This is a genomic window from Paenibacillus sp. Y412MC10, assembly GCF_000024685.1.
Taxonomy (GTDB): domain Bacteria; phylum Bacillota; class Bacilli; order Paenibacillales; family Paenibacillaceae; genus Paenibacillus_AQ; species Paenibacillus_AQ lautus_A.
Genome location: NC_013406.1, coordinates 2293872 through 2320591 on the forward strand (window position 1 = coordinate 2293872; position 26720 = coordinate 2320591).

Consider the following 26720-nt stretch of genomic DNA (forward strand, 5'->3'; position numbering starts at 1 on the left):
TGCGGCCTGTCTTCGGAGAAAGTACGTCGATAGAGTTTTTTTCATAACGCTTTGATATTATGCATGGTACATTTTTAGGAGGGGTTCCGGTGAATAAGACCGTTATTGTGACAGACAGCACAGCGGATATTCCGGCAGACCTGGCGAAGCAACACAACATTCATATTGTGCCGCTGAGACTTATGTTCGGGGAAGATACGTTTTTGGACGGAGTGGAAATCACGCCGGGAGAGTTCTACAAAAAGCTGGTGCAATCACCTCAGCTTCCGACGACCTCCCAGCCTTCGCCCGCAGATTTTGTGGCTGTGTATGAGTCCATTCTGGAACAGCACCCAGGCTGCTCCATTGTGTCCATTCACATCTCATCCGGCCTGAGCGGAACGTATCAGTCCGCATTGCTAGCAACCTCTCTTATTGAAGGAGAAGCGGATATTACCGTATGGGATTCCAAATCGGCCTCCTACGGTTTCGGGTTATTCGTGGTTCATGCAGCGAAGCTCGCGCAAGAAGGGGCCGCTGTTTCGGATATTCTTTCATCGCTTGAGGACCTTCGTTCCAAGCGCCGCCTCTATTTCTTGGTAGACACGCTGGAATATTTGCAGAAGGGTGGACGAATCGGCAAGGCGTCGGCCGTGCTCGGTACGCTGCTTAACATTAAGCCGATTTTGTCCATTGACGGCGAAGGGATTATCTTTCCGGTAGACAAGGTCCGGGGTCGGAAGAAAGCGACAGCCAAAATCATTGAGCTGTTTCAACAGGATCTATCCGGCGTGAAAAATATTAAAGTGGCTGTGGGTCATACAGCTGACCCTGCTCTGGTTGAGGATTTTCTGCAGCAGCTGTCCGCTGTGTTCACGATCGAGGAAACCGTGTTCTCCGAGATCGGTCCGGTTATCGGTACGCACGTCGGACCGGGAACCATTGCAGCATATATATGGCCTGCTTAAGTGAGGTAGATGATATGAGTCTCAAACTCGATCAAATATCCGTCAGACAGATCAACGGCGTGAGCGCCCTGAAAGAGGGGGAGCTTCACGCCTTTGGCGTCTCTACGGTCAAGGATCTTTTGGAGTATTACCCTTTCCGGTACGAGGATTACCGGCTTCGGTCCTTAAGCGAAGTTAAGGACGGGGACAAAATCACCATTCAAGCCAAGATTGCGAGCGTGCCGGTTCTGCAGCGTTACGGGCGCAAATCCCGATTAACCTGCAAAATGCTGGCCGAAAACTGGATGTTCACCGCGACTTGGTTTAACCGGCATTTTCTGAAGGACCAGCTTACGGCTGGGCGGGAGATCGTGCTGACGGGCAAGTGGGACCAGCGCAGAATGCAGCTTACGGTGTCTGAATCCGAATTCCCGGATAAAGGAACCTTCCGCAGCGGAACGCTGCAGCCGGTGTATTCCATCGGCGGAAAGATTACGCAATCCTGGATCCGAAAAACGATGGGACAGGCATTGGAGCAATACGGGGAGATGATTCCCGAGATTTTGCCGCAATCCCTGCTCCGAAAATATGATCTGATGCCCCGTAAAGCGGCGATTATGACGATCCATCAGCCTGTCGACTCCAGGGAAGGTCAGGAAGGGCGGCGCCGCATGGTGTACGAGGAGCTCTTCCTGTTCCAGTTAAAAATGCAGGCATTCCGGGCACTGAACCGGGGACGGATGGACGGGGTGGTACATACGGCCGACAATGCAACCATCCGGGAGTTCGTGCGCAGCTTCCCGTTTGAGCTTACCGATGCGCAGAAGAAGGTGGAGCTGGAGATTTTGCATGATATGCGATCCCCTTACTGCATGAACCGTTTGCTGCAAGGGGATGTCGGCTCGGGTAAAACGATTGTTGCCGCCATCGCGTTGTTTACGACGGTCCGCTCGGGCTTCCAAGGCGCATTGATGGTGCCGACGGAGATTCTTGCCGAACAGCATATGCGTTCCCTGCAGAAGCTGTTTGAACCCTTCGGCATTACGGTCGGATTGCTGACAGGCAGCGTAACGGGGAAGAAGCGGAAGGACCTGCTGGCTTCCTTGCAGATGGGACTGACGGACATCGTTGTGGGCACCCATGCCCTTATCCAGGATGACGTCTACTTCCGGGAACTGGGGCTCGTCGTGACGGACGAGCAGCACCGCTTTGGCGTGAATCAGCGAAGCGTTCTAAGGCGTAAAGGGTATAACCCGGACGTGCTCACGATGACGGCGACGCCGATCCCGCGGACGCTGGCCATTACCGCCTTCGGCGACATGGACGTGTCCACGCTGTCGGAGCGTCCGAAAGGGCGTATTCCCATTACGACCTATTGGGTCAAACATGAACTGATGGACCGCGTGCTCGGATTTATTTCCCGGGAAGTAAATCAGGGACGCCAGGCATATCTGATCGCCCCGTTGATTGAGGAATCGGACAAGCTGGACGTCCAGAATGCGATTGACCTGCATGTTCAGATGCAGCAGGCGTTCCCCGCATATTCCGTCGGACTTCTGCACGGCCGCATGACGCCGGCCGAGAAGGATGAGGTCATGCGCCAATTCTACAGCAATGAGGTTCAGCTGCTGATCTCCACGACGGTTGTTGAGGTTGGCGTTGACGTGCCGAACGCAACCCTGATGATCATTATGGACGCCGATCGCTTCGGCCTGTCCCAGCTGCACCAGCTTCGGGGCCGAGTAGGCCGTGGACAGCATGCTTCCTATTGTGTCCTGGTGGCTGATCCGAAGTCGGAAGTGGGTCAGGAGCGGATGCAGGTCATGACGGAAACCGAAGACGGCTTCGAGGTATCCCGGCGGGATCTGGAGCTTCGGGGACCGGGCGACTTTTTCGGTACGAAGCAGAGCGGGCTGCCGGAGTTCCGGCTGGCCGACATGGTCGCCGATTTCAAGGTAGTCGAAGAGGCCCGGGGCGACGCGGCCGCTCTCGTTAGCGACAGCTCCTTCTGGACGTCGCCGGAATATGAGCCGCTGCGCGACTTTTTGCAGCAGGAGAAGATCTTCCAGGGCGATATCATGGATTAATGGCATGAATTGGTTGGCACAATGGACAGACCTTCGTCATATACTCAAAAAGGGTAGCAGCATTTATGACTGGAGGTGCTTCAACATTGGGTTATCAGCAGTATGGCATTAGTCCGCAGCTGGTGGAGCGTATCAAGCTGAAAATGAAAAACCCGGCCATCAAGGAAAGAATCAAGGGACTGACTCAGGGCTTGACCAAAGCGGATCTTCAAAATAGCGCAAAAGTACATCAATTGATCCGGACGGCCAGCGGCATCTTGAATGAAAAGCTGAGCTCCGCACAGGAGCAGCAAATGGTTCAATTCGTGCTTGCACAGCGCATCGATCCGAACAACACCTTCCATTTGATCAAGCTGTGGGGAATGTTTCGTTAACAACTGGATGACATCAAGGAATGACAAGCATAGAAGAAGCCCCTCTCGGGAGTGTTTTCTCCTAATGAGCAGGGGCTTTTGACATGGCTTGAACAGGGATGAGGCGATCTTAGGCGGATTCCCGTTTAGAGGAGTCCCTCGCTATTGTGGTCTAACCGGCAGCGGCGAAGCCGGTATGCTGTGAAAAAGCGCGACAGTTGAAGAGAAATCCCAACTTTTTCGGAATATCTAGCTGCCCGTAATGGAGCGGATGCAATCTTCCGTGTCGTTCTTGACGGAGTTTACGGTTGTGCTTACCGGCACTGCCTGCATTTCTTCCGCAGGATAGGGTCTCAACAGCTCTTTGAGCGATTGCAGGTGGGAAGGGTGGTTCCCATGGGTATGGGAGGACGGCTGCCGTTCAAGCCATAGCGCTTCGTCAGCGGGTCTTAGAATGACCGGCATCCGGTTATGGATCGGCTCCATGAGCCTGTTGGGCTCGGTCGTAATGACGGTACAGGTGCTCAGCTTCTCGCCCCCTGGGGTGATCCAGGTGTCGTACAGGCCGGCCATGCTGAATATTTCGCCGTTCTTCAATCCAATGCGAAAGGGCTGCTTGCCATTGCCGCTTTTCTGCCATTCGTAAAAACCGTCTGCAGGAATTAGGCATCTTTTCCGATAAAAGGGCATCCTATAGGCAGGCTTGTCTTCCAGCGTTTCACTGCGGGCATTGATCATTTTGGCTCCGCCCGAGGAATCTTTGGCCCAGGAAGGGACAAGCCCCCATTGCAGCTGCCCGATCCGGTTGGTGCTCCCGTCATGGATAATGGCCGTGACCATCTGCGTAGGCGCGATGTTGTACCTGGGAACGTGAAAGGGAGAGACCGATTCGGGATCAATGAGATACCTGGTCATCAGCTCTTCCCAAGTAACGGTGAGCGTAAAACGTCCGCACATCGTTTCAAGGCCTCCTCTCATTCGAGCCGCTTTAGATCAGAACATCGACTTATGCTGGCATTCCCGACGGAATGGCCATATAAGGATGACGGCTCGTTTGTGTTTGAGTATATCAAATATTGCACAACTTACCAAAAGGGTCCGGCGCTCAGCCGGGTCGAGCATCATGAATGGAGGATTTTTCGTGTTTGATTTAAAAGCTAACGGCACCTCGGTCAAGACCGAAGTTGTTGCCGGGACCACGACATTTTTTACGATGGCTTATGTGACCGTGGTGAATCCGCTGATACTGTCGCAAGCGGGCGTGCCGTTTGAACAAAGCTTCACGGCTACGATTATTGCCGCCGTCATCGGTACGCTGCTCATGGGGCTCGTAGCCCGTTACCCGATTGCCGTGGCGCCGGGGATGGGGCTGAATGCTTATTTTACGTATTCCGTTGTCCAAGGGCATGCCGGACTTGGTTATATTGAAGCCTTTTCCGCCGTTTTTATCGCCGGTATTCTGTTTCTGCTGTTATCGATGACTTCCCTGCGGCGCAGGTTGATTGAGATGATCCCGGCGAACCTGAAGCATGCGATCACGGTCGGGATCGGCCTGTTCATTGCTTTTATCGGCCTGCGGATGAGCGGCATTATCACCGCGCATCCGGATAATCTGGTAGCGCTCGGCGATCTGCACCAACCATCGGTCGTGCTCGCCTTGGTGGGCTTGGCGGTTACGCTCGTGCTACTGTCCCACGATGTGAAGGGCGCCTTGTTCATCGGCATGATTTTCACCGGCATTATCGCTTATTTTGCCGATATGCTGTCCTTTACCGGCGGGATTATGTCCGTTCCCACGCTGCCGGAAGGCATTCTGGTATGGAACCCGATTACCGCCGCCTCGGATGTAATCAGGCACGGGCTCTATGCCGTGGTGTTCTCGTTCCTGCTTGTCACGCTGTTCGATACCACGGGCACGGTCGTTGGCGTGGCAGAGCAGGCGGGGCTGATGAAGGATAACAAGCTGCCCCGCGCGGAACGTGCCATGTTCTCCGATTCGGTGGCAACCGTGGCCGGTTCCATGGTCGGCACAAGCCCGACCACGGCGTATATCGAATCCGCAGCCGGTGTCGGCGCAGGCGGCCGCACAGGCTTAACCTCGGTGGTCGTTGCCGGGCTGTTCGTGGTTGCGGCCTTCTTTAGCCCGCTGATCGGGGCGGTGGCCGGATTGTCCGCCATCACGGCACCTTCGCTTATCGTGGTGGGCTGTCTGATGCTGAGCAACGTTCAGCACATCCGGTGGAATGATTTTGATGAAGCGTTCCCTGCGTTTCTCGTGATTTTGACCATGCCGCTTACGTCCAGCATCGCAACTGGGATTGCGCTCGGTTTTATTTCATACCCGCTCATGAAAATCGTGAAGGGCAAGTGGAAGGCGGTTCACCCGCTGATGTATATTTTTGCCGTGCTGTTCGTGCTGCAGCTCGTCTTTGTTCCGCATTGATAAGGAGCGCGGAAATCCCCTGCAAGGTCTTTAGAGCAGACCCGGCAGGGGATTTTTTGGCATGGCGGACGACCGTATGGCGGGTGGATCCCTTGTTGCGGATCAGGCGACATTATAACGGTTTCCCGGCTGATGCTGCCGCAGCAAGGGGAACACTGACAGCGGGGGGATGGACGGGGCTCAGCGAGTCCGGCTCCATACGTCCGCGTACGTTGTGACAAGGCCGTGTTCGTCAACCTCCAAATCCGCTTGATACGCTCCGTGGTTGCTCTCGTAACAGTAGGCGAATTCGCCCGTCCGCGTGTATCGTTGGGGGAGGGGAGCGACGGTTAGACTCGGGAATTGAATCCATACGGCCGTCATGGTTGCGCTCTCCCCGGGCTCCAGCTGCAGGCGGCGGATCGGGAGCGTGTTGGTGGACGGGGTGATCCCGAGATCGATGTCGGTCATGCCGGCAAAGGCCGTGAGCTCGGTATCGCCGTTCCACCAGCAGCCCTCATCATCCCGTTCCAGGTGAAGGGACTGTTCTTCCGTGCCGCTTGAGAGCGTAATCCGGACCTTCCGGGTCTCCCAGCTGCTTGTGGTTTCGACCTCGTAGGAACAGTGGAGAGTCCGGCCTTCCAGGCTGGCTACGACCGTTCCGGTGAGCGTAAATCCATCGTCATGCCGATAGAGCCGGCCATGCTCCAGCGAAGGAAGATCGTGCCGGTTCCATAGCAGCGATTGCAGAAGCTGGCCGGACTGGCCGGAGCTTGCGTTTTTTTGTCCGATGGACTGCAGGTCTTGTTCAGCGTGCATATTGTTGTTCAAACGTGATCCCCTCCTTGATCCATAATGTAGCGAATTGGCCGTATCCCCTGGCTCCGATGATCCGAGATGGCAGCAGGCAGGGGATCCGGCATGGGCAAGACGGCGGCGCGGCCACGGCGCGGATATGGATGCGCGCGGCAGTCAATCACACGTCTCCGCCGTTTCAACCTCCAGTATATCTACCAGATTAATCCATGTATCCCCGACAAGCAACCGCTCGTTCAGGGTATTGATTCGGGAGATCCTTCCGTTTACCGCGTAATTTCCGTACTCCCCGTATACTTGCAGCTGTATGGTTTCCTTGCTCCGGTAAGCCGTGCTGATCTTTTCTATAATCCACTGCATCTGCTGCTCATCCAGAAGAGGGTGGGTCTGCTTATGCTTCTCGCCCTGCTTCTCCAAAATGGCGTCGCGATGCTCAAACAGCATCATGCGGCTGGATTCCCATAGACCGTTTCCCGTTAGTTTTTTCATTTGTAGTGTCCTCCGATCTTGGCGTTCAGAAATTTCAGCTGGCTGGTTTTGGTTAGCGATGAGCCGAAGTAAACGGAGGAGGGACCATATTGGTTGTTGATATCGTCCATGGTATGTTCCAAATACATGAGCCGCTCCCGGTCGCCGAAGAGAGACAGCTGGTAAACGGCGTCACTCTGCAGTTCTCCGAGGGAGACCCAGATTTTGCGGACAGGGCCGCCGTCCCAGTGCTTGCGGAACAGCTCCTTGGCAGCCGCATACACTTCGCGGGACAGATGCGTGGGCTCGGCAATCTTCATTTGGCGGGAGAACCCCACCGGCCGGTCGAAATCGGCGCCCTGGGCGCCGGCGTGGACCACGTTGCCCATGTAGCCTTTGGCCCGCGCCCGCTGGCAGATGAGCATGGAGAGCTCGTTCAGCACGACATCGATGTCCTGCTGGTCATGATAATCGACGGGAAGCGTGGTCTGCCGGCCGATTCCTTTTTGCCCGTCGAATGCATCGGGCGTCACTGGGGAATCATCATAACCATTGGCGGTTCGCCACAGCACTTCGCTCCAGATGTCGCAGTTTTTTTTCATGTAGCGCTTCATTTTGAATTTGAGATCGGGAAGCGGCGTATGGGCCAGCTCCCCGATGGTCTGGATGCCGAGCCGTGCCAGATGCTTCGTGGTCCGCGAGCCCACGCCGAACATTTTATGGGTGGGGCAGGCCCAGAGCGCATCCATGGTGGCCTCGTTCAGCTCAAAGATGCCGTCCTCATTCTTCTTGGCGAAATTGTCGCAGGCCAGCTTGGCAAGAACCTTGTTGCGCCCAATGCCGACTCGGGTATAAACGCCGGTCTCGCGCCGCACCCGCATCTGAATATGCCGGGCGAGCTCCTTCGGCGTGCAGCCAAAGTGCGCCAAGCTTGCCGTCACATCGATGAATTGCTCATCAATGCTGAACGGCTCCACGAGATCGGAATAGGATTCGAGAATGCTCATGATCTGCAGGGATACCCGGATATAGGCGCTCATGCGCGGTTTCATCACGACCAGATCGGGGCATTTCTGCTGGGCCTGCCACAGGGGCTCCGCCGTGGTGACCCCGTGATCCTTCGCAAGCGGGCATGCCGCGAGAATGATGCCGCTTCGCCGGGCAGGGTCGCCGGAGACGACCAGGGGTCTGTGTTGGTATGCGGGATTCGCCGCTTTTTCAACAGAGGCATAAAAGGACTGGCAGTCCGCCAGAAAAACGACGCGCTGCTTGCGTTTATGCATGATGATTCCTCCTATTCGAGACGAATGTGAAATGTTTCAGCCAGACGCATTTGAATATCGGCCCTCACAAAATCCCACATCAGCTCCATGTCATGCTGGTAGCCGCGACATCGGTAGCGGATGGTGACGGAGTGCTTCTGGCGCCGGGTTTCCAGAATGGCGATGCCGCGTGTGCGGCAGCTTCTCTTGAGCTCGGCGAGCTTCGCGAACGTCAACTTCTGAATGGTCTGCAGATGGAACACGTAATAGTCGCTAATGCCGGTATGCTTCATGCTGCGGATATCCCGTTCCAGCACGTCCAGCAAAATCGGCAGAATGACGCAGTCCTTGACGGACAGCAGCTCTTCCTCGGTTTGCAGCGGAGACGCAGACATACCTGATGCCTCCTCATCGTTCTTCATATGCTCCTCACTATTATATAACGAACATACGTTCGTTATGCAACTGGTAAATACAGAGCATGATGCGGCATTCCATATATGGACTCCAAAACGTTTGTGAAGTAATATGAAAAGATCGTGTATTCATCCGGAAAAAATTTCATAAGAGTAGGGGTACAGCCTCCATGAACATACCCAAACGACGCCTCAAAATCAGTCTTGCGATGGTCATGCCTGCATTGGTTTCATTATCCATCCTGATGACGATGTCGATCATGGTCTACATCCAGTATAAAAACGAGAAACGATCCCTGTACGACACGACCATGTCGCTGAATTTATCATCCGCGCAAAAAATGGCGGTTACCATAGAAGCGCTTTTCTCGGGGATGCGCCAAAGTCTGCGCGCCGCCGCAAGCAACCCGGCCATTGAGGCAAGAGCGGCATCCGACGAAAAGGAGCTGCAGGTTATCTTTGATCTTATGCTCCAGAGCAGCCCTTACTTCAATTCCGTATTATGGGCCGACGAAAGGGGGAGCATTCGGGTCGTCTCTCCTGCGGGAAATCAGGCAAACCATGCCCGATTAATAACGGAGGGGGCCATTCAAGCATTAAACGAGAGAAAATCCTATCTTTCGGTACCGTATAGGAGTCCGACCGGCCGCTGGATCGTGTTTGCGAGCGAGCCGATTTTTGACGGATCCGGCAAGTACTGCGGCATGATAGCAGGCACGATTTATCTGGAAGAAAACAATATATTGCATCGGATCTTCGGATCCGGTGCTGGAAATGAAGAGGACTCCTATTCTTATATCGTGGATTCCGGCGGGAAGGTGCTCTATCATCTGGAGGAAAGCCGGGTCGGGGAGGACGTGAGTTCTAACGTGGTCGTGAGACGGCTCATGGATGGCGAGAGCGGCATGCAACGCGTGACGAATACGCAGGGCGACGATTACTTGACGGGTTATGCCAGCGTGACGATGAATGGCTGGGGGATCGTCATGCAGACGTCGGTAAGCTCCATCCTGGCCGATGTCAATCGAAATTTGCAGGACCAGCTGAGAAGCATGCTCTTTCCCATTGCGCTCATGCTGTTCATTGCCGTATATACGGCCGCAAGAATTGCCGCCCCGTTTACCCGGCTCTATAAATTAACGAAATCGGTAGCAGCCGGCCAAACGGTGTCTTCCCAGGAATTCCGGCCGCATTGGAACCGGGAAGCCGGCCAGTTGAACCGGATCATGGGAGCCGCCGCGGAAACGATGGCCAAGCAGACCCAGTCGCTGCAGCAGGAAGCGATCACGGATCCATTGACGGGGCTGTCCAATCGCCGGGAGCTGGAACGCTGCCTGGAGTCTTGGGATGCGCTCGGGGAGCCGTATGCCGTTATTCTCCTGGACATCGACCATTTCAAAGCGATAAACGATACATACGGCCACCAAACCGGCGATCAGATCCTGAAGCTCGTGGCGGCCGTCATGGTGCATTGCGCTCCCGCGGATGCGGTATGCTCCCGTTTTGGCGGGGAAGAGTTTGTCATTCTTCTTCGCGAACGCAGCCTGGATACGGCATACCGTATGGCTGAACGGATACGCAGGGCGATCCTGGTTTCCCCGACCCCTTATTCCGGAACGCTCACCGTATCGATCGGCGTATCGTTGTATCCGGAGCACGGGGGAAACCGGGAGGATGTATTTCAAGCGGCGGATATGGCGTTGTACCGGGCGAAGGGGGAAGGACGCAACCGCACGGTGGCGGCGGGATTATCGGCATGAGAGACATCCTGGCCGCTTTGGTGAACCGGATATCTTTTTTTGTATATAGGGGTGTAATTCCGAGCACACTCCTATACAAATCAAAAAAAATTGATGCTTGACGTGCTGCGGATCGATTGCTACAATCATCACATCAAAATAATTTGATGGAAAATGAGGTGACAACATGAAGGTCTCTACCATACATGAAGACGTATTAAGCCTGTATGAACAGAAATTCAAAGCATTGTCCGATAAGAATCGGTTGAGAATCATTTATGAATTGAACCAACGAGGTAAAGTATGCGTATGTGACCTAACGGACATGCTGGATCTCCCTCAATCGAAACTGTCTTACCATCTGAAAATGCTGCTGGATGCAAACATTATTTTGATGGAGCGCATCGGAAAATGGAACTATTACGAGCTTAACGATGATGAAGTCAAGGGACTGCTATCCGAGAAGCTGTGCTGCGTGTTTTATCCGAATTCCAAAGCATAATTTTTTTGATCGATGCATCAAAAAAAATTGATGCATTTAAAAATAAGGAGGATTTCCCTATGAAAAACATTGAGTTTAAGGTAACCTCATCTTCCTGCTGCACACCCCGAGTACCGTCAAACACCAAGGAAACCGTCAAGGAGGAGTATGCTTCCTATAACGATAACCTGCCCGTGGCGATAATCGGTGCCGGACCGATCGGTTTGGCAGCAGCAGCGCACTTGGCAGAGAGAGGACAAAATTTCATCCTTTTTGAAGCCGGATCCAGCATTGGTCAAAACATCCTCCAATGGGGACATGTACGACTATTCTCGCCATGGCAGTACAACATTGATAAAGCCGCCGAGCGTCTTTTGCGCAAACAAGGATGGAAGCCTCCTGTATTAACGGAACTGCCTTTCGGTCAAGAGATTGTCCATCAATATTTAAAACCTTTAGCGCAGTTGCCTGAACTTGCGCCCAATATCATGTTAAATTCCAGAGTAGTCTCCATATCGAAAAAGAATACAGATAAAATGAAATCGGCTCATCGCGAAGCTGCACCATTCGTGCTTTATGTTGATACAAATAACTCCACGCAACGTTTTGAAGCTAGGGCCGTGATCGATGCGTCCGGAACCTGGGGACATCCGAATCCGCTGCATGCTGACGGAATATGGACACGGGAAGAGCGTGATTTGAAAGATCGTATTTATTATGGGATTCCGGATTTATCAGCAGAACAAAGGCAGAAATACGCAGGGAAACGCGTTGCAGTGGTAGGAGGCGGACACTCGGCGATCAACACTCTATTGGATCTGGCCCAGCTCAAAGAAACGGATTCGAATACGGAAATTATTTGGGTGATGAGAAAGAAATCGGTGCAAGAAGCCTATGGCGGGGAAGAGAACGATCAACTCGAGGCTCGCGGGGCGCTTGGAAGCCGTATTCACCAGTTGATTGATGCAGGCCAAATCCAAGTGGTTACTCCATTGATGATTGAGGGGGTTTCCCAACAAGATGGGAAGATTGGCATCAAGGGGACTGCCAATGGCGAAGGCAAGGAAATCCAAGGTATTGATGAAGTAATCGTGAATACAGGGAGCCGACCTGATTTTTCATTTCTGAGCGAGATCAGACTTAGCATGGATCCTGCCACGGAGAGCGTCGAGGCGCTGGCTCCGCTAATTGATCCGAATGTACACAGCTGCGGCACCGTAAGACCTCATGGCGAGAAGGAACTTCGTCATTTGGATAAGAACTTTTATCTTGTCGGGATGAAGAGTTATGGCCGGGCTCCGACTTTCCTCATGGCTACAGGGTATGAGCAGGTCAGATCCATTGCAGCCTATTTGGACGGCGATCTGGAGGCGGCGTTAAAGGTTGAGTTGGAGCTGCCGGAGACCGGCGTATGTGGCATCAGCAGCGCACCGAATGCCAACGATTGCTGTTTGCCGGCCTCATCTGCTTCGGGCTGCAAATAAATCGCCTAAACGATTGAAATCAGGCACACTTTCCATTAACATATAAGCATTGACTTATATGGGACAGAATCGTCATTTTATGCCGGAGGAAAGGGATGAATCTTAATGGAGCCCATGAACGAAATAGCCGAGAAACTCAAATTGCTTGGGGATAAAACAAGGCTTACGATGTTGACGCTCCTTAAGGAAAGAGAATGGTGCGTTTGCGAGTTCGTGGATATTTTCGATATGTCGCAGCCGGCGATCAGCCAGCATCTGAGAAAGCTGAAGTCTCAGGGAATCGTCAATGAAGCCAGGCGAGGGCAATGGGTTTATTATTCATTGAATGTGGATGACAAGCCGTATATCCAAGCCGTATTAAATGAGATGCCAGGCTCGCAAGAAGTATTGTCATCCATGAATAAGGAGGTTAACTGTACTTGTAACTAACCGAGAGTCAGCCGGCATTCGCATAAAGTAGGATTGTTGTTCATTATATAAGGATATAGTTATATATTGATTCACCGTGAAACATAATTGTATTCCGGCTCAACACGTCATTGGAGGTTTGAACATTGGTTTCTGTTGTCCTGGCCAGCATCATATTTATTGTCACATTAATTTTTGTCATTTGGCAGCCTAAAAATCTATCCATTGGATGGTCGGCTTGCGGAGGCGCTTTGCTGGCGCTTCTCGTTGGAGTCGTGGACTTCCAGGATGTGTGGGACGTCACCTTGATCGTATGGAACGCAACGCTCGCGTTTGTTGCAATCATCATTATTTCGTTGATATTGGATAAAATCGGGTTATTCGAATGGGCTGCGCTGCATATGGCCAATGCCGCCCGGGGAAACGGCATCCGGATGTTTGTGTACGTCTCCTTGCTTGGAGCGGTTGTTTCCGCATTCTTCGCGAATGACGGAGCGGCTCTCATCTTGACACCGATCGTACTTGCCATGGTACGGGCACTGAATTTCGATGAACGAAAGGTATTTCCGTTTATTATCGCAAGCGGCTTTATTGCGGACACCACCTCGCTTCCGCTTGTCGTCAGCAATCTGGTGAACATCGTATCTGCCGATTTCTTCGGCATCACGTTCATCGAATACGCCAGTCGCATGCTGGTTCCGAATCTGTTTTCTTTGGCAGCTAGCGTTCTGGTGCTTTACTTGTTTTTCCGCAAAAGCATCCCGCGGAATTATGACGGTACCCAGCTGAAGCAGCCATCCACGGCAATTCAGGATCCTGCCATGTTCCGTTTATCATGGATCGTATTGAGCATGCTGCTGATTGGTTACTTTGTGTGTGAATTTGCAGCTATACCCGTATCGATCGTCGCCGGCGTTATCGCGATATTGTTCCTGCTGATGGCGAGAAAAAGTCCAGCTGTGCAAACCAAGGAAGTGCTTAAAGGGGCGCCATGGGCGATCGTGTTTTTCTCGATTGGCATGTATGTCGTCGTATATGGCTTGCGCAATGCAGGCCTTACGGATCTTCTGGCCGGCGTCATACAGAGCGCAGCGGATCAAGGGTTGTTTGCCGCTACCATGGCCATGGGTTTTATTGCCGCCATGATTTCGTCCATTATGAACAATTTGCCGACGGTGATGATCGATGCACTCGCAATCGATGCAACCCATACGTCGGCAGCCATTAAAGAGGCCTTAATTTATGCGAACGTGATCGGTTCCGATTTAGGTCCCAAAATTACGCCGATCGGCTCGCTGGCAACCTTGCTTTGGCTGCATGTCCTTTCTGCCAAGGGCGTGAAAATCAGCTGGGGAACCTATTTCAAAACAGGGATCATATTGACCATCCCGACGTTATTCATAACCCTCTTGGGTTTATATATCTGGTTGACCATATTGTAAATGATCAGGATAAGAGGAGAGGACGAAGATGGGGAAAAAGACGCTATACTTCTTGTGCACAGGCAACTCTTGCCGCAGCCAGATGGCTGAAGGATGGGCTAAAAAGCATCTGGGTGATGATTGGAATGTCTACAGCGCCGGGATCGAAGCTCATGGCCTAAACCCGAATGCGGTCAAAGCTATGAACGAAGCGGGCATCGATATTTCGAAGCAAACGTCGGATATCATAGATCCGACGTTGTTAAATCAATCCGACCTGGTGGTCACCTTGTGCGGCGATGCTGCTGATCGTTGCCCCATGACGCCTCCGCATGTTCGCCGTGAACACTGGGGATTTGACGATCCTGCCAAGGCTCAGGGAACCGACGAGGAGAAATGGGCGGTTTTCCAGCGCGTTCGCGACCAAATCGGGGAGCGCATCCAACAATTCGCCAAAACCGGCGAATAATACAAATCGTTACAGCCGGGAGCATTCCCGGCTTTTTTTCATTAGGAAGAAAACATGAAAAAAGGTTAGCTTTCCGAAAGCTAACCTTTTTCCTGCTAAAGGGCAGGGGGCACCGCTCCCGGTGCTGCCCTATTAAATGGCGGCGTGCAGGGCTTGGGCGAACTTGGAGATTCCGGAAGGGATATCCTCGGCCCTGGCACGGGCGTAAGTGAATCGCACGTATCCGGAAGCCGAACCGTACACGCTTCCCGGCGCGAAAATAACGCCTTTTTGAATGGCGGCCTCCAGCAGCTTGCTGTCATTCACTTCCGGCACGATCTTGCACCAGAGATGCAGGCCGCCCTTCGGCACATGGAAATGAACCAGGCCTTGCAGCTCTTTCTGCAGGGCTTCGATCAGTAAATCCCGCTTGTACAGCAAGCTCGCTCGCAGCCTGTCCAGGTGGGGAGCAAAATAGGAAGAGTCGATAAACTGGACGGCAAGGCTTTGGGGCACCACGCTCAGCCCGAAATCCATCTGCTGCCTGGCGTCTGCGAGCCGCTCCACGATGGAATTCGGGGCGACCATCCAGCCTACGCGAAGGCCGGACGCGGCTATTTTCGAGAGTGACCCGATGTAAAGCACCGACCCGATGGAATCCACGGATTTCAAAGGAGCCGGCGGCGGGCACTGGTAGGCGGTCAAACTGAAGGGATCGTCCTCCACGATGGGAAGTCCAAGTTCACTGGCTGCATCCAGCAGCTGCGACCTTCGCTCCTGAGCCATGACGGTGCCGGTCGGATTCTGAAAATTCGGATTAATGAAGATCATCTTGATCCGGTGTTTCTTGTACAGGGAGCGGATGTCCTCCGGCCGCACCCCTCGTTCATCGACAGGGAGTCTGAACAGGCGAAGGCCGGCCGATTGAAACATCGGCAGCGAATAGCAGTACGACGGATCTTCAATGGCCACCGCATCGCCTGGCGACAACAAGCACTGCGTAATGAGATACAGCGACTGCTGAGACCCCGACGTGATCAATATGGAGGATTCGGTGGTCTGGATCCCCCGATATTTTTTCAGATACGTAACCAAAGCCTGCCGGAGCGGACCATATCCCTGCGGGTTGTCATATCCGAAATAGGACGTGTTCGATTTTTGACTCATTAACGTATTCATTTCTTGGATCGGCGCCAAATCGCCGGCAAGCTCTCCGCTGGCAAAATCGATCAATGAGGGATCATGCGCCAGCGCTTCCCGAATCCGGCGAAGAAAAGGGAGATTCGGCAGGAAATTCCCTCCCTCCGCATAGCGGCGCCAGTTCGGCGTATGCTTGGGCGTGGCTCCCCATTTGGAGTTGCTGACCCGCGTTCCGCTTCCGGAACGGCTCTCTATGATTCCAAGCGCCCGAAGCTCCGAGTAAGCCAGAACCACGGTGCTTCGATTAACCCCTAACTGCTCCGCGAGCTTTCGTTCGGATGGGAGTAAGCTGCCCGGTGGAAACTCACCATAAGATATTCTTTGCTCCAGATCATCGGCAATTTGCTGATATAGAGGTCGTGTGCTGTTACGATCCGGCTTCCACACCTTCCTCATCCTTTCGTGACATATTCAGGTGGTTTCTGTCTGTAACCTTAATCATATCATTTAGCATAAATAAAGGCTTTTCATAATTTCATCATTACGATGACAAATCTTGAGCCATCCCTTCAATATGGACGGGATATCGGACTGCGAGTTGGACGGGGGCAACATGACCGACTTCCCGAAATGCGGCTGTAAGTCGCTCCGATTTCTTGACAAAACATAAAAACGGGAATAAAGTATATTTTAGTTAATCGTAATTATTACGATTTAAACAAAAGGCAGGAGGTGCTGAATATGCGAGTGACCATAACATTGGCATGCACGGAAACAGGGGACCGTAACTATACAACGACCAAAAATAAACGAAATCACCCGGAGCGGATGGAATTGCGCAAATATTGTCCGCGTTTGAAGCGGGTGACGCTGCATCGGGAAACCCGTTAGCGCATGCTTTAACGCAAGCCGGACCAGCCGTCCGGCTTATTTGACTTCAAACGAAATGGGACTACACTAAAAGTAACAGCAAGAGACCATGTCAATGAGGGGGATGGACGGGATGAACCAGGAACGACAGGATTCCGGCGGAGAGATGCTCCTGAGCGCACATACCCCGGAACAGTGGAGACGGAGAAGGCAGGAGCTAAACGAGTGGATCAACAGACCCAAGGTACGCAAACAGCCCAAACGCACGCGGCTGTTCGGCAATGCCCCTGTCGACGAGCAATTGTATCCGATATTGATTTCGCTGCAGCAGGCGGGCTTGGAGACCGAGTTTTCCTGCGCGGGCGTAAGCCCTCTCGATGAGCCCGTGGATCATTCCCTGTACGCCTACCTAACCTTTTTCGCAAAGGGTCCTGCAGAGCGGTTCGCTGACATACTTATCGAAAATATGAAGCATCGGGCTCTGATTACTTATGAGCCAGCCCGTCATCGCTATGACGTATCGTCGTTTTTTATCGGACATAACCGGTCCTTCTGCCTTCTTCTGCAGCGCAGCGCGGATCAATTACTGAGCGATTCAGCCCGGTAGAATGCGGGGCTTTTACATAAGATATCATCGTTTTGCCGGCTCAGAGCCTAAAGCAGCTTAGTCTCGGACAACCCCATTGGTTAACGCTTCTGTATCAATTGCCACAGCGGTCGTGCCGCGTGCGGTGATATATTGAAGCAGGACATACACCAGCCTGCCCTATATCGATAACGTCCAGCAAAGGGGAGAAAACCATATGCCGAGTAAAGAGAGTACGGCTGTAAAAGAGCAGCTGACCGCCGAGGGATTTCATCATAAATGGGAACATGCCGGAACGATTCGGCAGTATATCGAAACATTGCCTCCATATCCTGCGTTGTCCGAGGAACAGGAAGGGTTTGAGACCCGCCGTTTCCATAGCGGATCGGGCGTAAGCATGAATTATTATGTATCGCATGGCACGAAGGAACGGGGGACTGTCGTTTATTTGCACGGCGGAGCCTATATCGAAGAGATTCTGCCGCCCCACTTCGCGTTTGCCAGACAGTGGACGAAACGAACCGGTTTCACCGTCATCCTACCCAATTACCCCACCGTTCCGGCTGCCGATGCGAAAAAGCTGACGGGGCTGATGCGCGAGTTTTACGTGCACGTATGTGCCCAGGCCGGGAGCCCGGTACTTCTTATGGGCGATTCGGCCGGCGGCGCGCTGGCTCTCGACATGGCCCAGTCGGTCAAGGAGACGCCGATGCAGGCACAGGGGCTGATTCTGATCTCGCCATGGGTGGATGCAGCCACGGACAATCCGCAGATATCCGCGCTCGGCATCCCGCAGCGCGACGTCTTTCTCCAGCCCGCCGGGCTCGGAGCGGTAGGAAGGATGTATGCAGGAGGCCTTCCGATGGACGATCCTGCGGTCAGTCCTTTGTTTGGCGAGATGGGAAGCCTTCCCCGCACGGTCATTCTCGCAGGAACCGACGACTCCCTGCTGCCGGATGCTCGCCTGCTGCGCGATAAGATGGCCCGGGAAGGCGTCGATACCGAGTACTGGGAATACGAGAACATGATGCATGTGTGGCCCCTGTTTCCGATGCCTGAAGCCGAAGAGGCACTGGAACGGCTGCATCAATGGACGGCGCGCGAAGGTTGAAAGCCGAAATGGAGGGTGACCCGCCATCCAATTGGATGGTCACAACTGTCGCGCAATTGGATGGTGTACATCGGCCGATTGTTCATTATAATGAGGCAGAAACGACCATTTCATGATGATATAGGTTGATCCTGAAGCCTCAGGTTCTATAATAGATTGTATATAATGAATAATCGAATGGGGTTGTTTGTGGTTGGTTATGTATATTATCGTCATCGCGCTGGCATTAATTGGAGGAATATCAACGCTTCTAGTAGGATTATCTCAGGAGAATAAGAAGGCAAACCCGAACTATGAGCGGAAAACGAGAACCAATCTCACGAAGCTGCTCATCATTTATCTTGTTTCGTTAATAGCGTTTATTGTGATATGGATGATTTTCAGATAGGCTGAGTTCGCTCCCGGTCCATGACCGAAGAGCGGGCTTTTTTTATTCAAATAAAGGAATTGAGGACAAGGCCGACGAAACATGATGCTTGCCGGGCTTTTCCGGTACTATGATAACGAAGAAGAAAAGGGCATCGTCTCTAATGGAAGGGGAGGTTTTAGGATCAGATGGCATTCAACATAGGCATGATCGGTACAGGCTGGTTCAGCAGAGTGCATGCAGATATTTTGTCCAACATGGACGGAGTGAACGTTGCCGCCTTTGTCGGGACGAGTCAGGAAAAAGCGGAACAAGCGGTGCGGGGCTATGCTGGCGCCAAGGCGTACAGCAACGTTGAGCAGATGCTGGATGCAACCAAGCCCGATGCGGTTTATATCCTCGTTCCGCCGTTTGCGCATGGAGAGATCGAAGCCCAGGTGGCGGAGCGGGGCATTCCTTTTCTGGTCGAGAAGCCGCTGGGCACGAACCTGGATACGCCACGGCAGATTCTGCATGAGGTGAAGAAGGCCGGTTTAATTACGTCTGCAGGGTATCATTTCCGTTATACGGATGCGGCCATCAAGGCTGCCGAGCTGCTGGAAGGCCGGAAGATCGGGATGGCGCTTGGCTACTGGTTGGGAGACATGCCGCAGGTGTACTGGTGGAGACAGCAGGAAGGCTCGGGAGGGCAATTCATTGAGCAAACCACCCATATGGTTGACCTGCTTCGCTGCCTGCTGGGTGAAGCGGATGAAGTGTATGCGGCTTTTGCCCATCGCGCGATGAAGGATGTTCATGAGGGGGTAACGGTACACGACGTGGGCACTGCGACGCTGAAATTAAAATCCGGCGCCGTGGCAACGATCTCCAATACCTGCATGCTGCCAGAGTCGGATCGGGCTGGCTTGGATATTTATACGGAGCAGGGGATCATCGGCATTCAATCCGATAAACTCATCGTCAAGGAAAAAGGACGAACGACGGAATACCGGAATAGGGCTAATCCGTATCTTCGGGAGAGTGAAGCGTTCATCCACGCGGTTCGCACCGGCGATGCCTCCGGAATCTTATCCTCCTACGAGGATGCGTTTAAAACCATGGAAATTACCTTTGCTGCTTTGCAGTCGGCCGAAACGGGGGTCCCGGTGAAGATCGGGGAATGATCCTAAACATCCAGTGGTCGCAACAGAATCCCAAGGTGTCCCGCAAGATCATCAGATCTTGCGGGACACCTTTTTTTTCGTTTCGCAAGACGATCCATGCGCGAATCGCCGCCTGACGTTAACCAAGGGAATTCTCGAAGGAATATAGGAGTTTCCCTAATAGGAACCGAGGGTGAGGCCGCTCATAATGAAGCTATACGAAGAACGGCACATTGATTCCCCAATCATTGTCATTCAAGCAGAAGGAGTTGAAGTGTCCTATGAGACGAAAGTCGGGGCTGAAGTTCTTCAAGAGGATGGAAAGCTACTCTGGCAATTGGTCCGTTCTGGAGGAAAAAAGCAGGGAATGGGAGGATATGTACCGCAAGCGCTGGTCGCACGACAAAGTGGTGCGGACCACTCACGGCGTGAACTGTACAGGCTCCTGCAGCTGGAAGGTGTTCGTAAAGAACGGGATCATCACCTGGGAAAACCAGCAGATCGATTATCCGTCCTGCGGGCCGGATATGCCGGAATTCGAACCGCGGGGATGTCCGCGCGGGGCGTCATTCTCCTGGTATGAATACAGTCCGCTGCGGGTGAAATACCCTTATATGCGCGGCCGGCTGTGGCATATGTGGAAAGAGGCGTTGAACGAGCACGGCGATCCGATCGCCGCTTGGGCCAGCATCGTCGAAGATCCGGCGAAATCCAAATCCTATAAACAAGCACGGGGAAAGGGCGGTCACGTTCGTGTATCTTGGCAGGAAGCCACGAAGCTGATCGCCGCCCAGTTAATCTATACGATCCGCAAATACGGCCCGGACCGCATCGCCGGCTTCACGCCGATTCCAGCGATGTCCATGATCAGCTACGCTTCGGGGGCAAGGTTCATCTCCCTGCTGGGCGGCGAAATGCTGAGTTTTTACGACTGGTATGCCGACCTGCCGCCGGCTTCCCCGCAAATTTGGGGAGAGCAGACCGACGTGCCGGAATCGAGCGACTGGTACAATGCGGGCTACCTGATCATGTGGGGCTCGAACGTGCCGTTAACGCGTACGCCGGACGCCCATTTCATGACGGAAGTGCGATACAAAGGGACCAAGGTCGTGTCGGTCGCGCCGGACTACGCCGAGAATGTCAAATTCGCCGACAACTGGCTGGCCCCGAACCCCGGGACCGATGCGGCGATTGCACAGGCCATGACGCATGTCATTTTGAAGGAGTTCTATCATGAGCGTCAGGAGCCGATGTTCCTGAATTATGCGAAACAATATACGGATATGCCTTTCCTGATTCTCCTGGATGAGTATGAGGGGGGGTACAAGGCCGGCCGCTTCCTGCGGGCAAGCGATTTGGGCGATGCCTCGCAGCATGCCGAGTGGAAGCCGGTGATTATCGACGAGAACACGAATGAAATCATCGTTCCGAACGGTACGATGGGCCAGCGCTGGGAGCAGGACAAGAAATGGAACCTGATTCTGGAACGCGAAGACGGGTCGGTCATTGCACCGGCGCTTTCCGTGGAGTCCCAGGGAGCGGAGCGGCAGACGATCCGTTTCCCGTTCTTTGATAACCGGGCCAACGGCACCTTCAAACGCCAAATTCCGGCGAAGAAAATTCAGCTGGCCGACGGAACCGAGCGTCTCGCCGCAACGGTATACGATCTGATGCTGAGCCAATATGGGATAGGGCAAGCGGAGAGCGGGCTTGCGGCTTCAGGGTATGAAGATGCCGAATTCGATTACACCCCGGCCTGGCAGGAGAACATTACCGGCGTGAAGGCTTCGGTCGTCGTTCAAATCGCCCGAGAATTCGCGCAGAATTCGCTGGATACCGGCGGCCGCTCCATGATCATCATGGGTGCGGGCATTAACCACTGGTTCAACAGCGACACGATCTACCGCTCCATTCTGAACCTGGTCATTCTGACGGCCTCCCAGGGCGTGAACGGCGGCGGCTGGGCACATTACGTGGGGCAGGAGAAATGCCGTCCGATCGAGGGCTGGTCCACGGTTGCCTTCGCCAAAGACTGGCAGGGACCGCCGCGGCAGCAAAATGCCACTTCATTCTTCTATTTTGCGACCGACCAGTGGAAATACGAAGAAATGGGGGCCGATTCCCTGAAATCGCCGACGGGCGGGGAGATCCGGTACCGGCATCCGGCAGATTACAACGTTCTTGCCGCCAGGCTCGGCTGGCTTCCGTCCTATCCGCAGTTCAACAAGAACAGCCTGACGTTTGCGGAGGAAGCGGCGCTGCAGGGGAAAACGAGCAATGAAGACATCGTGAAGCACACGCTTGAACAAATCGTGTCAGGGGATACCAAATTTGCGGCCGAAGATCCGGGTGCGCCGGAAAACTTCCCGCGATCGCTGTTCGTATGGCGCTCGAACCTGATCTCGAGCTCGGCCAAAGGGCAGGAATACTTCATGAAGCATTTGCTTGGCGCTTCGGACAGCCTGCTCTCGACGCCGAACGAAGAGGATAAGCCGGAGGAAATGGTGTGGCGCGAGGACGTGGAAGGTAAGCTGGATCTGCTGGTCGCGCTCGATTTCCGGATGACCTCGACGCCGATGTATGCCGATGTGGTGCTGCCGGCAGCGACCTGGTACGAGAAAACCGACTTATCCTCCACCGACATGCACCCCTTCGTCCATCCGTTCAACCCGGCGGTGGATCCGCTCTGGGAATCGCGTTCGGACTGGGATATTTACAGAACGATCGCTGAAGTCTTCTCGGACATGGCCAAAACGCATCTGCCCGGCGTATACAAGGATCTTGTGACAAGCCCGCTGGCCCATGACTCGGCAAGCGAGATCGCCCAGCCGTACGGTGAGGTGAAGGATTGGCGCAAGGGCGAGGTCGAAGCGGTTCCGGGCAAAACGATGCCGAACCTGACGGTGGTCGAACGCGATTATACGAAAATTTACGATAAATATGTGACGCTCGGGCCGAATCTGGCCACAGGCAAAGTCGGAGCGCACGGCGTCAGCTTCTCGGTCGCCGAGGAGTATGAAGAGCTGAAGCGCTTGAACGGAACTTATTATGACGACTCCATCAAAAATGGCCTGCCGAAGCTTCATACCGCAAGACATGCGGCGGATGCCATTCTGAATCTGTCTTCGGCTACGAATGGAAGAGTAGCGCAGCGGGCATGGGAATCGGCGGAGCAGGATACCGGCGTGCAGCTGAAGGATATTTCCGCGGACCGCGCGGCGGAGCGCATCACGTTCCAGAGCATCACGGCCCAGCCGCGGGAAGTCATTCCGACGCCGGTGTTCAGCGGCTCGAACAAAATGGGAAGAAGATACTCCCCGTTCACGACGAACATCGAGCGGCTCGTGCCGTTCCGCACGCTGACCGGCAGGCAGCATTTTTATATCGACCACGAAATCTTCCTGCAGTTCGGCGAAGCGCTGCCGGTGTATAAACCGACGCTTCCGCCGATGGTGTTCGGCCCGCGCGACAAGCAGATTACAGGGGGCAAGGATACGCTGGTGCTCCGCTATTTGACTCCGCACGGCAAATGGAACATTCACAGCACGTATCAGGATAACCTGCACATGCTGACGCTGTTCCGCGGCGGCCCGACGGTATGGATCAACAATGACGACGCGGCGGCAAACGACATCCAGGACAACGACTGGCTGGAAGTATACAACCGCAACGGGGTCGTCACCGCCCGCGCCGTCGTCAGCCACCGGATGCCGAAAGGCACGATGTACATGTATCACGCGCAGGACAAACACATCAACGTGCCGGGCTCGGAAATCACGAAGGATCGCGGTGGCAGCCACAACGCGCCGACGAGAATCCATGTGAAGCCGACCCAGATGGTCGGGGGCTACGCCCAGCTCAGCTATGGATTCAACTACTACGGACCGATCGGCAACCAGCGGGATGTGTACGTGGCTGTCCGCAAAATGAAAGAGGTGGATTGGCTTGAAGATTAAAGCGCAGGTCGCCATGGTCATGAATTTGGATAAATGCATCGGCTGCCATACGTGCAGCGTCACCTGCAAGAGCACCTGGACGAACCGGCCGGGCGCGGAATACATGTGGTTCAACAACGTGGAAACGAAGCCGGGCGTCGGCTACCCGATCCGCTGGGAAGACCAGGAGAAATACAAGGGAGGCTGGACGCTGAAAAAGGGCAAGCTGCAGCTGAAATCCGGCAGTAAGCTGTCCAAAATCGCGCTCGGCAAAATTTTCTACAATCCGGATATGCCGGAAATGAAAGATTACTATGAGCCCTGGACGTATAACTATGAACATCTGACGAATGCCGGGGAGAAGAAACATCAGCCGGTGGCCCGTCCGAAATCGGCCGTGACCGGCGAAACGATGAATCTGGAATGGGGCCCGAACTGGGAAGACGATCTGGCGGGCGCCCACGTGACCGGTCCGAAGGATCCGAATATCGAAAAGATCGAGGAAGAGATCAAATTCAACTTTGAGCAGGCGTTCATGATGTATTTGCCCCGCCTGTGTGAGCACTGCCTGAACCCGAGCTGCGTCGCCTCCTGCCCCTCCGGTGCCATGTATAAGCGGGACGAGGACGGCATCGTGCTGGTGGACCAGGAGGCCTGCCGCGGCTGGCGGTACTGCATGACCGGCTGTCCTTACAAAAAGGTGTACTTCAACTGGAAAACGAACAAGGCCGAGAAATGCACCTTCTGTTTCCCGAGAATCGAAGCAGGGCTGCCAACGGTATGCTCCGAAACCTGCACAGGACGTATCCGTTACTTGGGCGTGCTGCTCTATGACGCGGACCGCGTACAGGAAGCAGCCTCCACGCCGGATGAGAAGGATCTGTATCAGGCGCAGCTCGATCTGTTCCTGGATCCTAACGATCCTGGGGTCATCGAGCAGGCGCGCAAAGACGGCTTGTCGGAAGAATGGATCGAAGCTGCCCAGAACTCGCCGGTCTATAAGCTTGCGATCGAATACAAGCTGGCCTTCCCGCTTCATCCGGAGTACCGGACGCTGCCGATGGTATGGTACGTGCCGCCGCTCAGCCCGATCATGAACTATTTTGAAGGCAGGGATTCCATCGAGAATCCGGACATGATTTTCCCGGCGATCGAGGAGATGCGCACGCCGATCCAGTACCTCGCGAATCTGCTCACGGCAGGCGACACGGTCACGGTGAAGGAAGCCCTGCAAAGAATGGCGATGATGCGTTCTTATATGCGCGCACAATCGTCGGGGGCCGAGTTTGATGAGACGCGTCTGGCACGGGTCGGCCTGACTGCCCATCAAATGAAGCAGATGTACCGGCTGCTTGCCATCGCAAAATACGATGACCGGTTCGTTGTTCCGACTTCCCATAAAGAAAGCCATATGGATGTCTACCGTTCCCAGGGCTCTGAAGGATTCGGCGCGAGCTGCGGCGGCTGCGGTCCGGAAGGCCTGCAGGGCAAAACCGGCAAGGAGCTGTACGAAGAAAATTTCTATGGAGGGATCTGGCGTGATTAATCTCGGAAAGCTGCATGATTGTAAACATGTTTTCGGTTTTTTTGCTCAGCAGCTCACGTATCCGGAAAAGCTGGATTTCCATCCGTCCGTCATGGAGGAGCTGCTTGACTCCGCCGATCCGGCCTATGAATCCGTCAGAACGTATTGGACGATCATGCATGAATACAGCATGGAGGAGATTGAAGAGCTGTATGTCCAGACCTTCGACTTTCAGGCGAAATCCACGTTGTATATGACCTATTACAAATTCGAGGACGGCCGGGAACGCGGGCAGATGCTCGCCAGGCTTAAGGAGACGTACGAGATGTTTGGCCTTGGCATCGAAGGCTCGGAATTGTCGGATTATCTTCCGCTGATGTGCGAGTTTTTGTACGCGGCGCCCTGGCAGGGCCGCGAGAAGGAAGCCGCGGAGAGCCTGAATTTGATGATGGCCGTCATGGAAGACGGCACCTATCATCTGCTGAAAGCCTTGGAGAAGTATAACAGCCCGTATGCTTATCTCGTTCAAGGGCTCCGCGACACGTTCAAGGCGTGTCTCAGTCAGGAGGCTGCCGCTCATGAACATGATTGATCAATTTTTGTGGGTCATTTTCCCCTATGTATGCATCGTTGTATTTATCGTCGGTCATATTTACCGTTATCGTACGGACCAGTTTAACTGGACGGCAAAATCCAGCGAGTTTATCGAGAAAAAACATCTCAAGCTGGGCAGCCTCATGTTCCATCTTGGCATCATTCCGGTTACCTTGGGACACGTGGCCGGCCTGGCCATCCCCCAATCCTGGATGGAGTCGCTCGGCGTCAGCGACCATATGTACCATATCGGCGCGGTGTATATCGGAAGCGCGTTCGGCTTTTTAACGCTGGGAGGAATGATCTTGTTAACCGCCAGACGGTTTGCCATCCGAAATGTCCGAAAACTCAGCACCGCTTCCGATATGGTGGTCAATGTCCTCCTGCTGTTTATCGTCTTCATGGGGATGTACGGCACGCTGGTCACAAACGCGGTGCAGCCGGAATTCAATTATCGGGAAACGGTCTCGGTCTGGTTCCGCGGACTGTTTATGTTCCGACCGGAGGCTTCGCTGATGGAGGATGTGCCGCTGTCGTTCAAAATTCACATTCTTGCGGGATTTGGTATTTTCGGTTTGTGGCCGTTTACCCGTCTGGTCCATGTGTGGAGTGTTCCGTTGAATTATGTGGGCAGAAGATATATCCTGTATAGAAAGCACCGCAAATTTGAGTCGTAGGACGAGAGAAGGCTTCTTTAGCCTTCTTTTCTACGTCAGAGG

24 protein-coding genes are annotated in these 26720 nt (G+C 53.8%); 18 read left to right on the forward strand and 6 right to left on the reverse strand.

Features of this window, described 5'->3' with window-relative positions:
• Positions 1–89: 89 nt before the first annotated feature.
• The 3 genes from GYMC10_RS09820 (at position 90) to GYMC10_RS09830 (ending at position 3387) form a co-directional block, all read left to right on the forward strand.
• A complete protein-coding gene (locus tag GYMC10_RS09820) occupies positions 90–947 on the forward strand; it encodes a DegV family protein (RefSeq protein WP_015734339.1) in 858 nt (285 codons plus the stop codon).
• A 14-nt stretch (positions 948–961) separates the two neighbouring features.
• Positions 962–3013, forward strand: coding sequence for an ATP-dependent DNA helicase RecG (gene recG / locus GYMC10_RS09825; RefSeq protein ID WP_015734340.1), 2052 nt, complete (start codon positions 962–964; stop codon positions 3011–3013).
• An 86-nt stretch (positions 3014–3099) separates the two neighbouring features.
• Positions 3100–3387: a stage VI sporulation protein F gene (locus tag GYMC10_RS09830; protein WP_009592565.1), complete on the forward strand. Its 288-nt coding sequence runs from the start codon at positions 3100–3102 to the stop codon at positions 3385–3387.
• A 228-nt stretch (positions 3388–3615) separates the two neighbouring features.
• Here the strand turns inward: GYMC10_RS09830 and GYMC10_RS09835 are convergent, their stop codons facing one another.
• The gene (locus tag GYMC10_RS09835; RefSeq protein ID WP_015734341.1) at positions 3616–4323 is read right to left on the reverse strand and encodes an SOS response-associated peptidase; all 708 of its coding nucleotides are present in this window, start codon (positions 4321–4323) and stop codon (positions 3616–3618) included.
• A gap of 184 nt (positions 4324–4507) precedes the next feature.
• Between GYMC10_RS09835 and GYMC10_RS09840 the strand changes: the two genes are divergently transcribed.
• Entirely contained in the window at positions 4508–5809 is a 1302-nt protein-coding gene (locus tag GYMC10_RS09840) for an NCS2 family permease (protein WP_015734342.1), read from the forward strand.
• Positions 5810–5989: 180 nt separating this feature from the next.
• Here the strand turns inward: GYMC10_RS09840 and GYMC10_RS09845 are convergent, their stop codons facing one another.
• The 4 genes from GYMC10_RS09845 to GYMC10_RS09860 form a co-directional block, all read right to left on the reverse strand.
• Entirely contained in the window at positions 5990–6619 is a 630-nt protein-coding gene (locus GYMC10_RS09845; protein WP_015734343.1) for a putative glycolipid-binding domain-containing protein, read from the reverse strand.
• Between the two features lie 141 nt (positions 6620–6760).
• Positions 6761–7093 (reverse strand): YolD-like family protein, encoded by a 333-nt coding sequence (locus GYMC10_RS09850; RefSeq protein ID WP_015734344.1) that lies wholly within the window; start codon positions 7091–7093, stop codon positions 6761–6763.
• Positions 7090–8355: a DNA polymerase IV gene (locus GYMC10_RS09855; RefSeq protein WP_015734345.1), complete on the reverse strand. Its 1266-nt coding sequence runs from the start codon at positions 8353–8355 to the stop codon at positions 7090–7092. The genes GYMC10_RS09850 and GYMC10_RS09855 overlap by 4 nt, the downstream gene beginning before the upstream one ends.
• A gap of 11 nt (positions 8356–8366) precedes the next feature.
• Positions 8367–8729, reverse strand: coding sequence for a hypothetical protein (locus tag GYMC10_RS09860; protein WP_015734346.1), 363 nt, complete (start codon positions 8727–8729; stop codon positions 8367–8369).
• A gap of 191 nt (positions 8730–8920) precedes the next feature.
• Here GYMC10_RS09860 and GYMC10_RS09865 point away from each other — a divergent pair, with 191 nt between their 5' ends.
• From GYMC10_RS09865 to arsC, 6 genes are all read left to right on the forward strand, one after another.
• Complete coding sequence (locus GYMC10_RS09865) at positions 8921–10510, forward strand: sensor domain-containing diguanylate cyclase (protein WP_015734347.1); 1590 nt, start codon at positions 8921–8923, stop codon at positions 10508–10510.
• A gap of 166 nt (positions 10511–10676) precedes the next feature.
• Positions 10677–10991, forward strand: coding sequence for an ArsR/SmtB family transcription factor (locus GYMC10_RS09870; RefSeq protein ID WP_015734348.1), 315 nt, complete (start codon positions 10677–10679; stop codon positions 10989–10991).
• Positions 10992–11050: 59 nt separating this feature from the next.
• The gene (locus tag GYMC10_RS09875) at positions 11051–12454 is read left to right on the forward strand and encodes an FAD-dependent oxidoreductase (protein ID WP_015734349.1); all 1404 of its coding nucleotides are present in this window, start codon (positions 11051–11053) and stop codon (positions 12452–12454) included.
• Between the two features lie 105 nt (positions 12455–12559).
• Positions 12560–12883: an ArsR/SmtB family transcription factor gene (locus tag GYMC10_RS09880; protein ID WP_015734350.1), complete on the forward strand. Its 324-nt coding sequence runs from the start codon at positions 12560–12562 to the stop codon at positions 12881–12883.
• 125 nt (positions 12884–13008) lie between these two features.
• Positions 13009–14304, forward strand: coding sequence for an arsenical efflux pump membrane protein ArsB (locus GYMC10_RS09885; protein ID WP_015734351.1), 1296 nt, complete (start codon positions 13009–13011; stop codon positions 14302–14304).
• Between the two features lie 28 nt (positions 14305–14332).
• A complete protein-coding gene (gene arsC, locus GYMC10_RS09890; protein ID WP_015734352.1) occupies positions 14333–14752 on the forward strand; it encodes an arsenate reductase (thioredoxin) in 420 nt (139 codons plus the stop codon).
• Between the two features lie 132 nt (positions 14753–14884).
• Here the strand turns inward: arsC and GYMC10_RS09895 are convergent, their stop codons facing one another.
• Positions 14885–16318, reverse strand: coding sequence for a PLP-dependent aminotransferase family protein (locus GYMC10_RS09895; RefSeq protein WP_015734353.1), 1434 nt, complete (start codon positions 16316–16318; stop codon positions 14885–14887).
• Positions 16319–16612: 294 nt separating this feature from the next.
• Between GYMC10_RS09895 and rpmG the strand changes: the two genes are divergently transcribed.
• The 8 genes from rpmG (at position 16613) to narI (ending at position 26678) form a co-directional block, all read left to right on the forward strand.
• Entirely contained in the window at positions 16613–16762 is a 150-nt protein-coding gene (gene rpmG, locus GYMC10_RS09900; protein WP_009592608.1) for a 50S ribosomal protein L33, read from the forward strand.
• 112 nt (positions 16763–16874) lie between these two features.
• Positions 16875–17348: a hypothetical protein gene (locus tag GYMC10_RS09905; RefSeq protein ID WP_015734354.1), complete on the forward strand. Its 474-nt coding sequence runs from the start codon at positions 16875–16877 to the stop codon at positions 17346–17348.
• Between the two features lie 196 nt (positions 17349–17544).
• Complete coding sequence (locus GYMC10_RS09910; RefSeq protein ID WP_015734355.1) at positions 17545–18438, forward strand: alpha/beta hydrolase fold domain-containing protein; 894 nt, start codon at positions 17545–17547, stop codon at positions 18436–18438.
• Between the two features lie 555 nt (positions 18439–18993).
• Positions 18994–19968, forward strand: coding sequence for a Gfo/Idh/MocA family protein (locus tag GYMC10_RS09920; protein WP_015734356.1), 975 nt, complete (start codon positions 18994–18996; stop codon positions 19966–19968).
• 260 nt (positions 19969–20228) lie between these two features.
• A complete protein-coding gene (locus GYMC10_RS09925; protein ID WP_015734357.1) occupies positions 20229–23903 on the forward strand; it encodes a nitrate reductase subunit alpha in 3675 nt (1224 codons plus the stop codon).
• Positions 23893–25428: a nitrate reductase subunit beta gene (gene narH / locus GYMC10_RS09930; protein ID WP_015734358.1), complete on the forward strand. Its 1536-nt coding sequence runs from the start codon at positions 23893–23895 to the stop codon at positions 25426–25428. Before GYMC10_RS09925 ends, narH begins: the two co-directional genes overlap by 11 nt.
• A complete protein-coding gene (gene narJ, locus GYMC10_RS09935) occupies positions 25421–25999 on the forward strand; it encodes a nitrate reductase molybdenum cofactor assembly chaperone (protein WP_015734359.1) in 579 nt (192 codons plus the stop codon). Before narH ends, narJ begins: the two co-directional genes overlap by 8 nt.
• Positions 25986–26678, forward strand: a complete 693-nt coding sequence (narI, locus tag GYMC10_RS09940; RefSeq protein WP_015734360.1) for a respiratory nitrate reductase subunit gamma — start codon at positions 25986–25988, stop codon at positions 26676–26678. The genes narJ and narI overlap by 14 nt, the downstream gene beginning before the upstream one ends.
• The last annotated feature ends 42 nt before the right edge of the window (positions 26679–26720 follow it).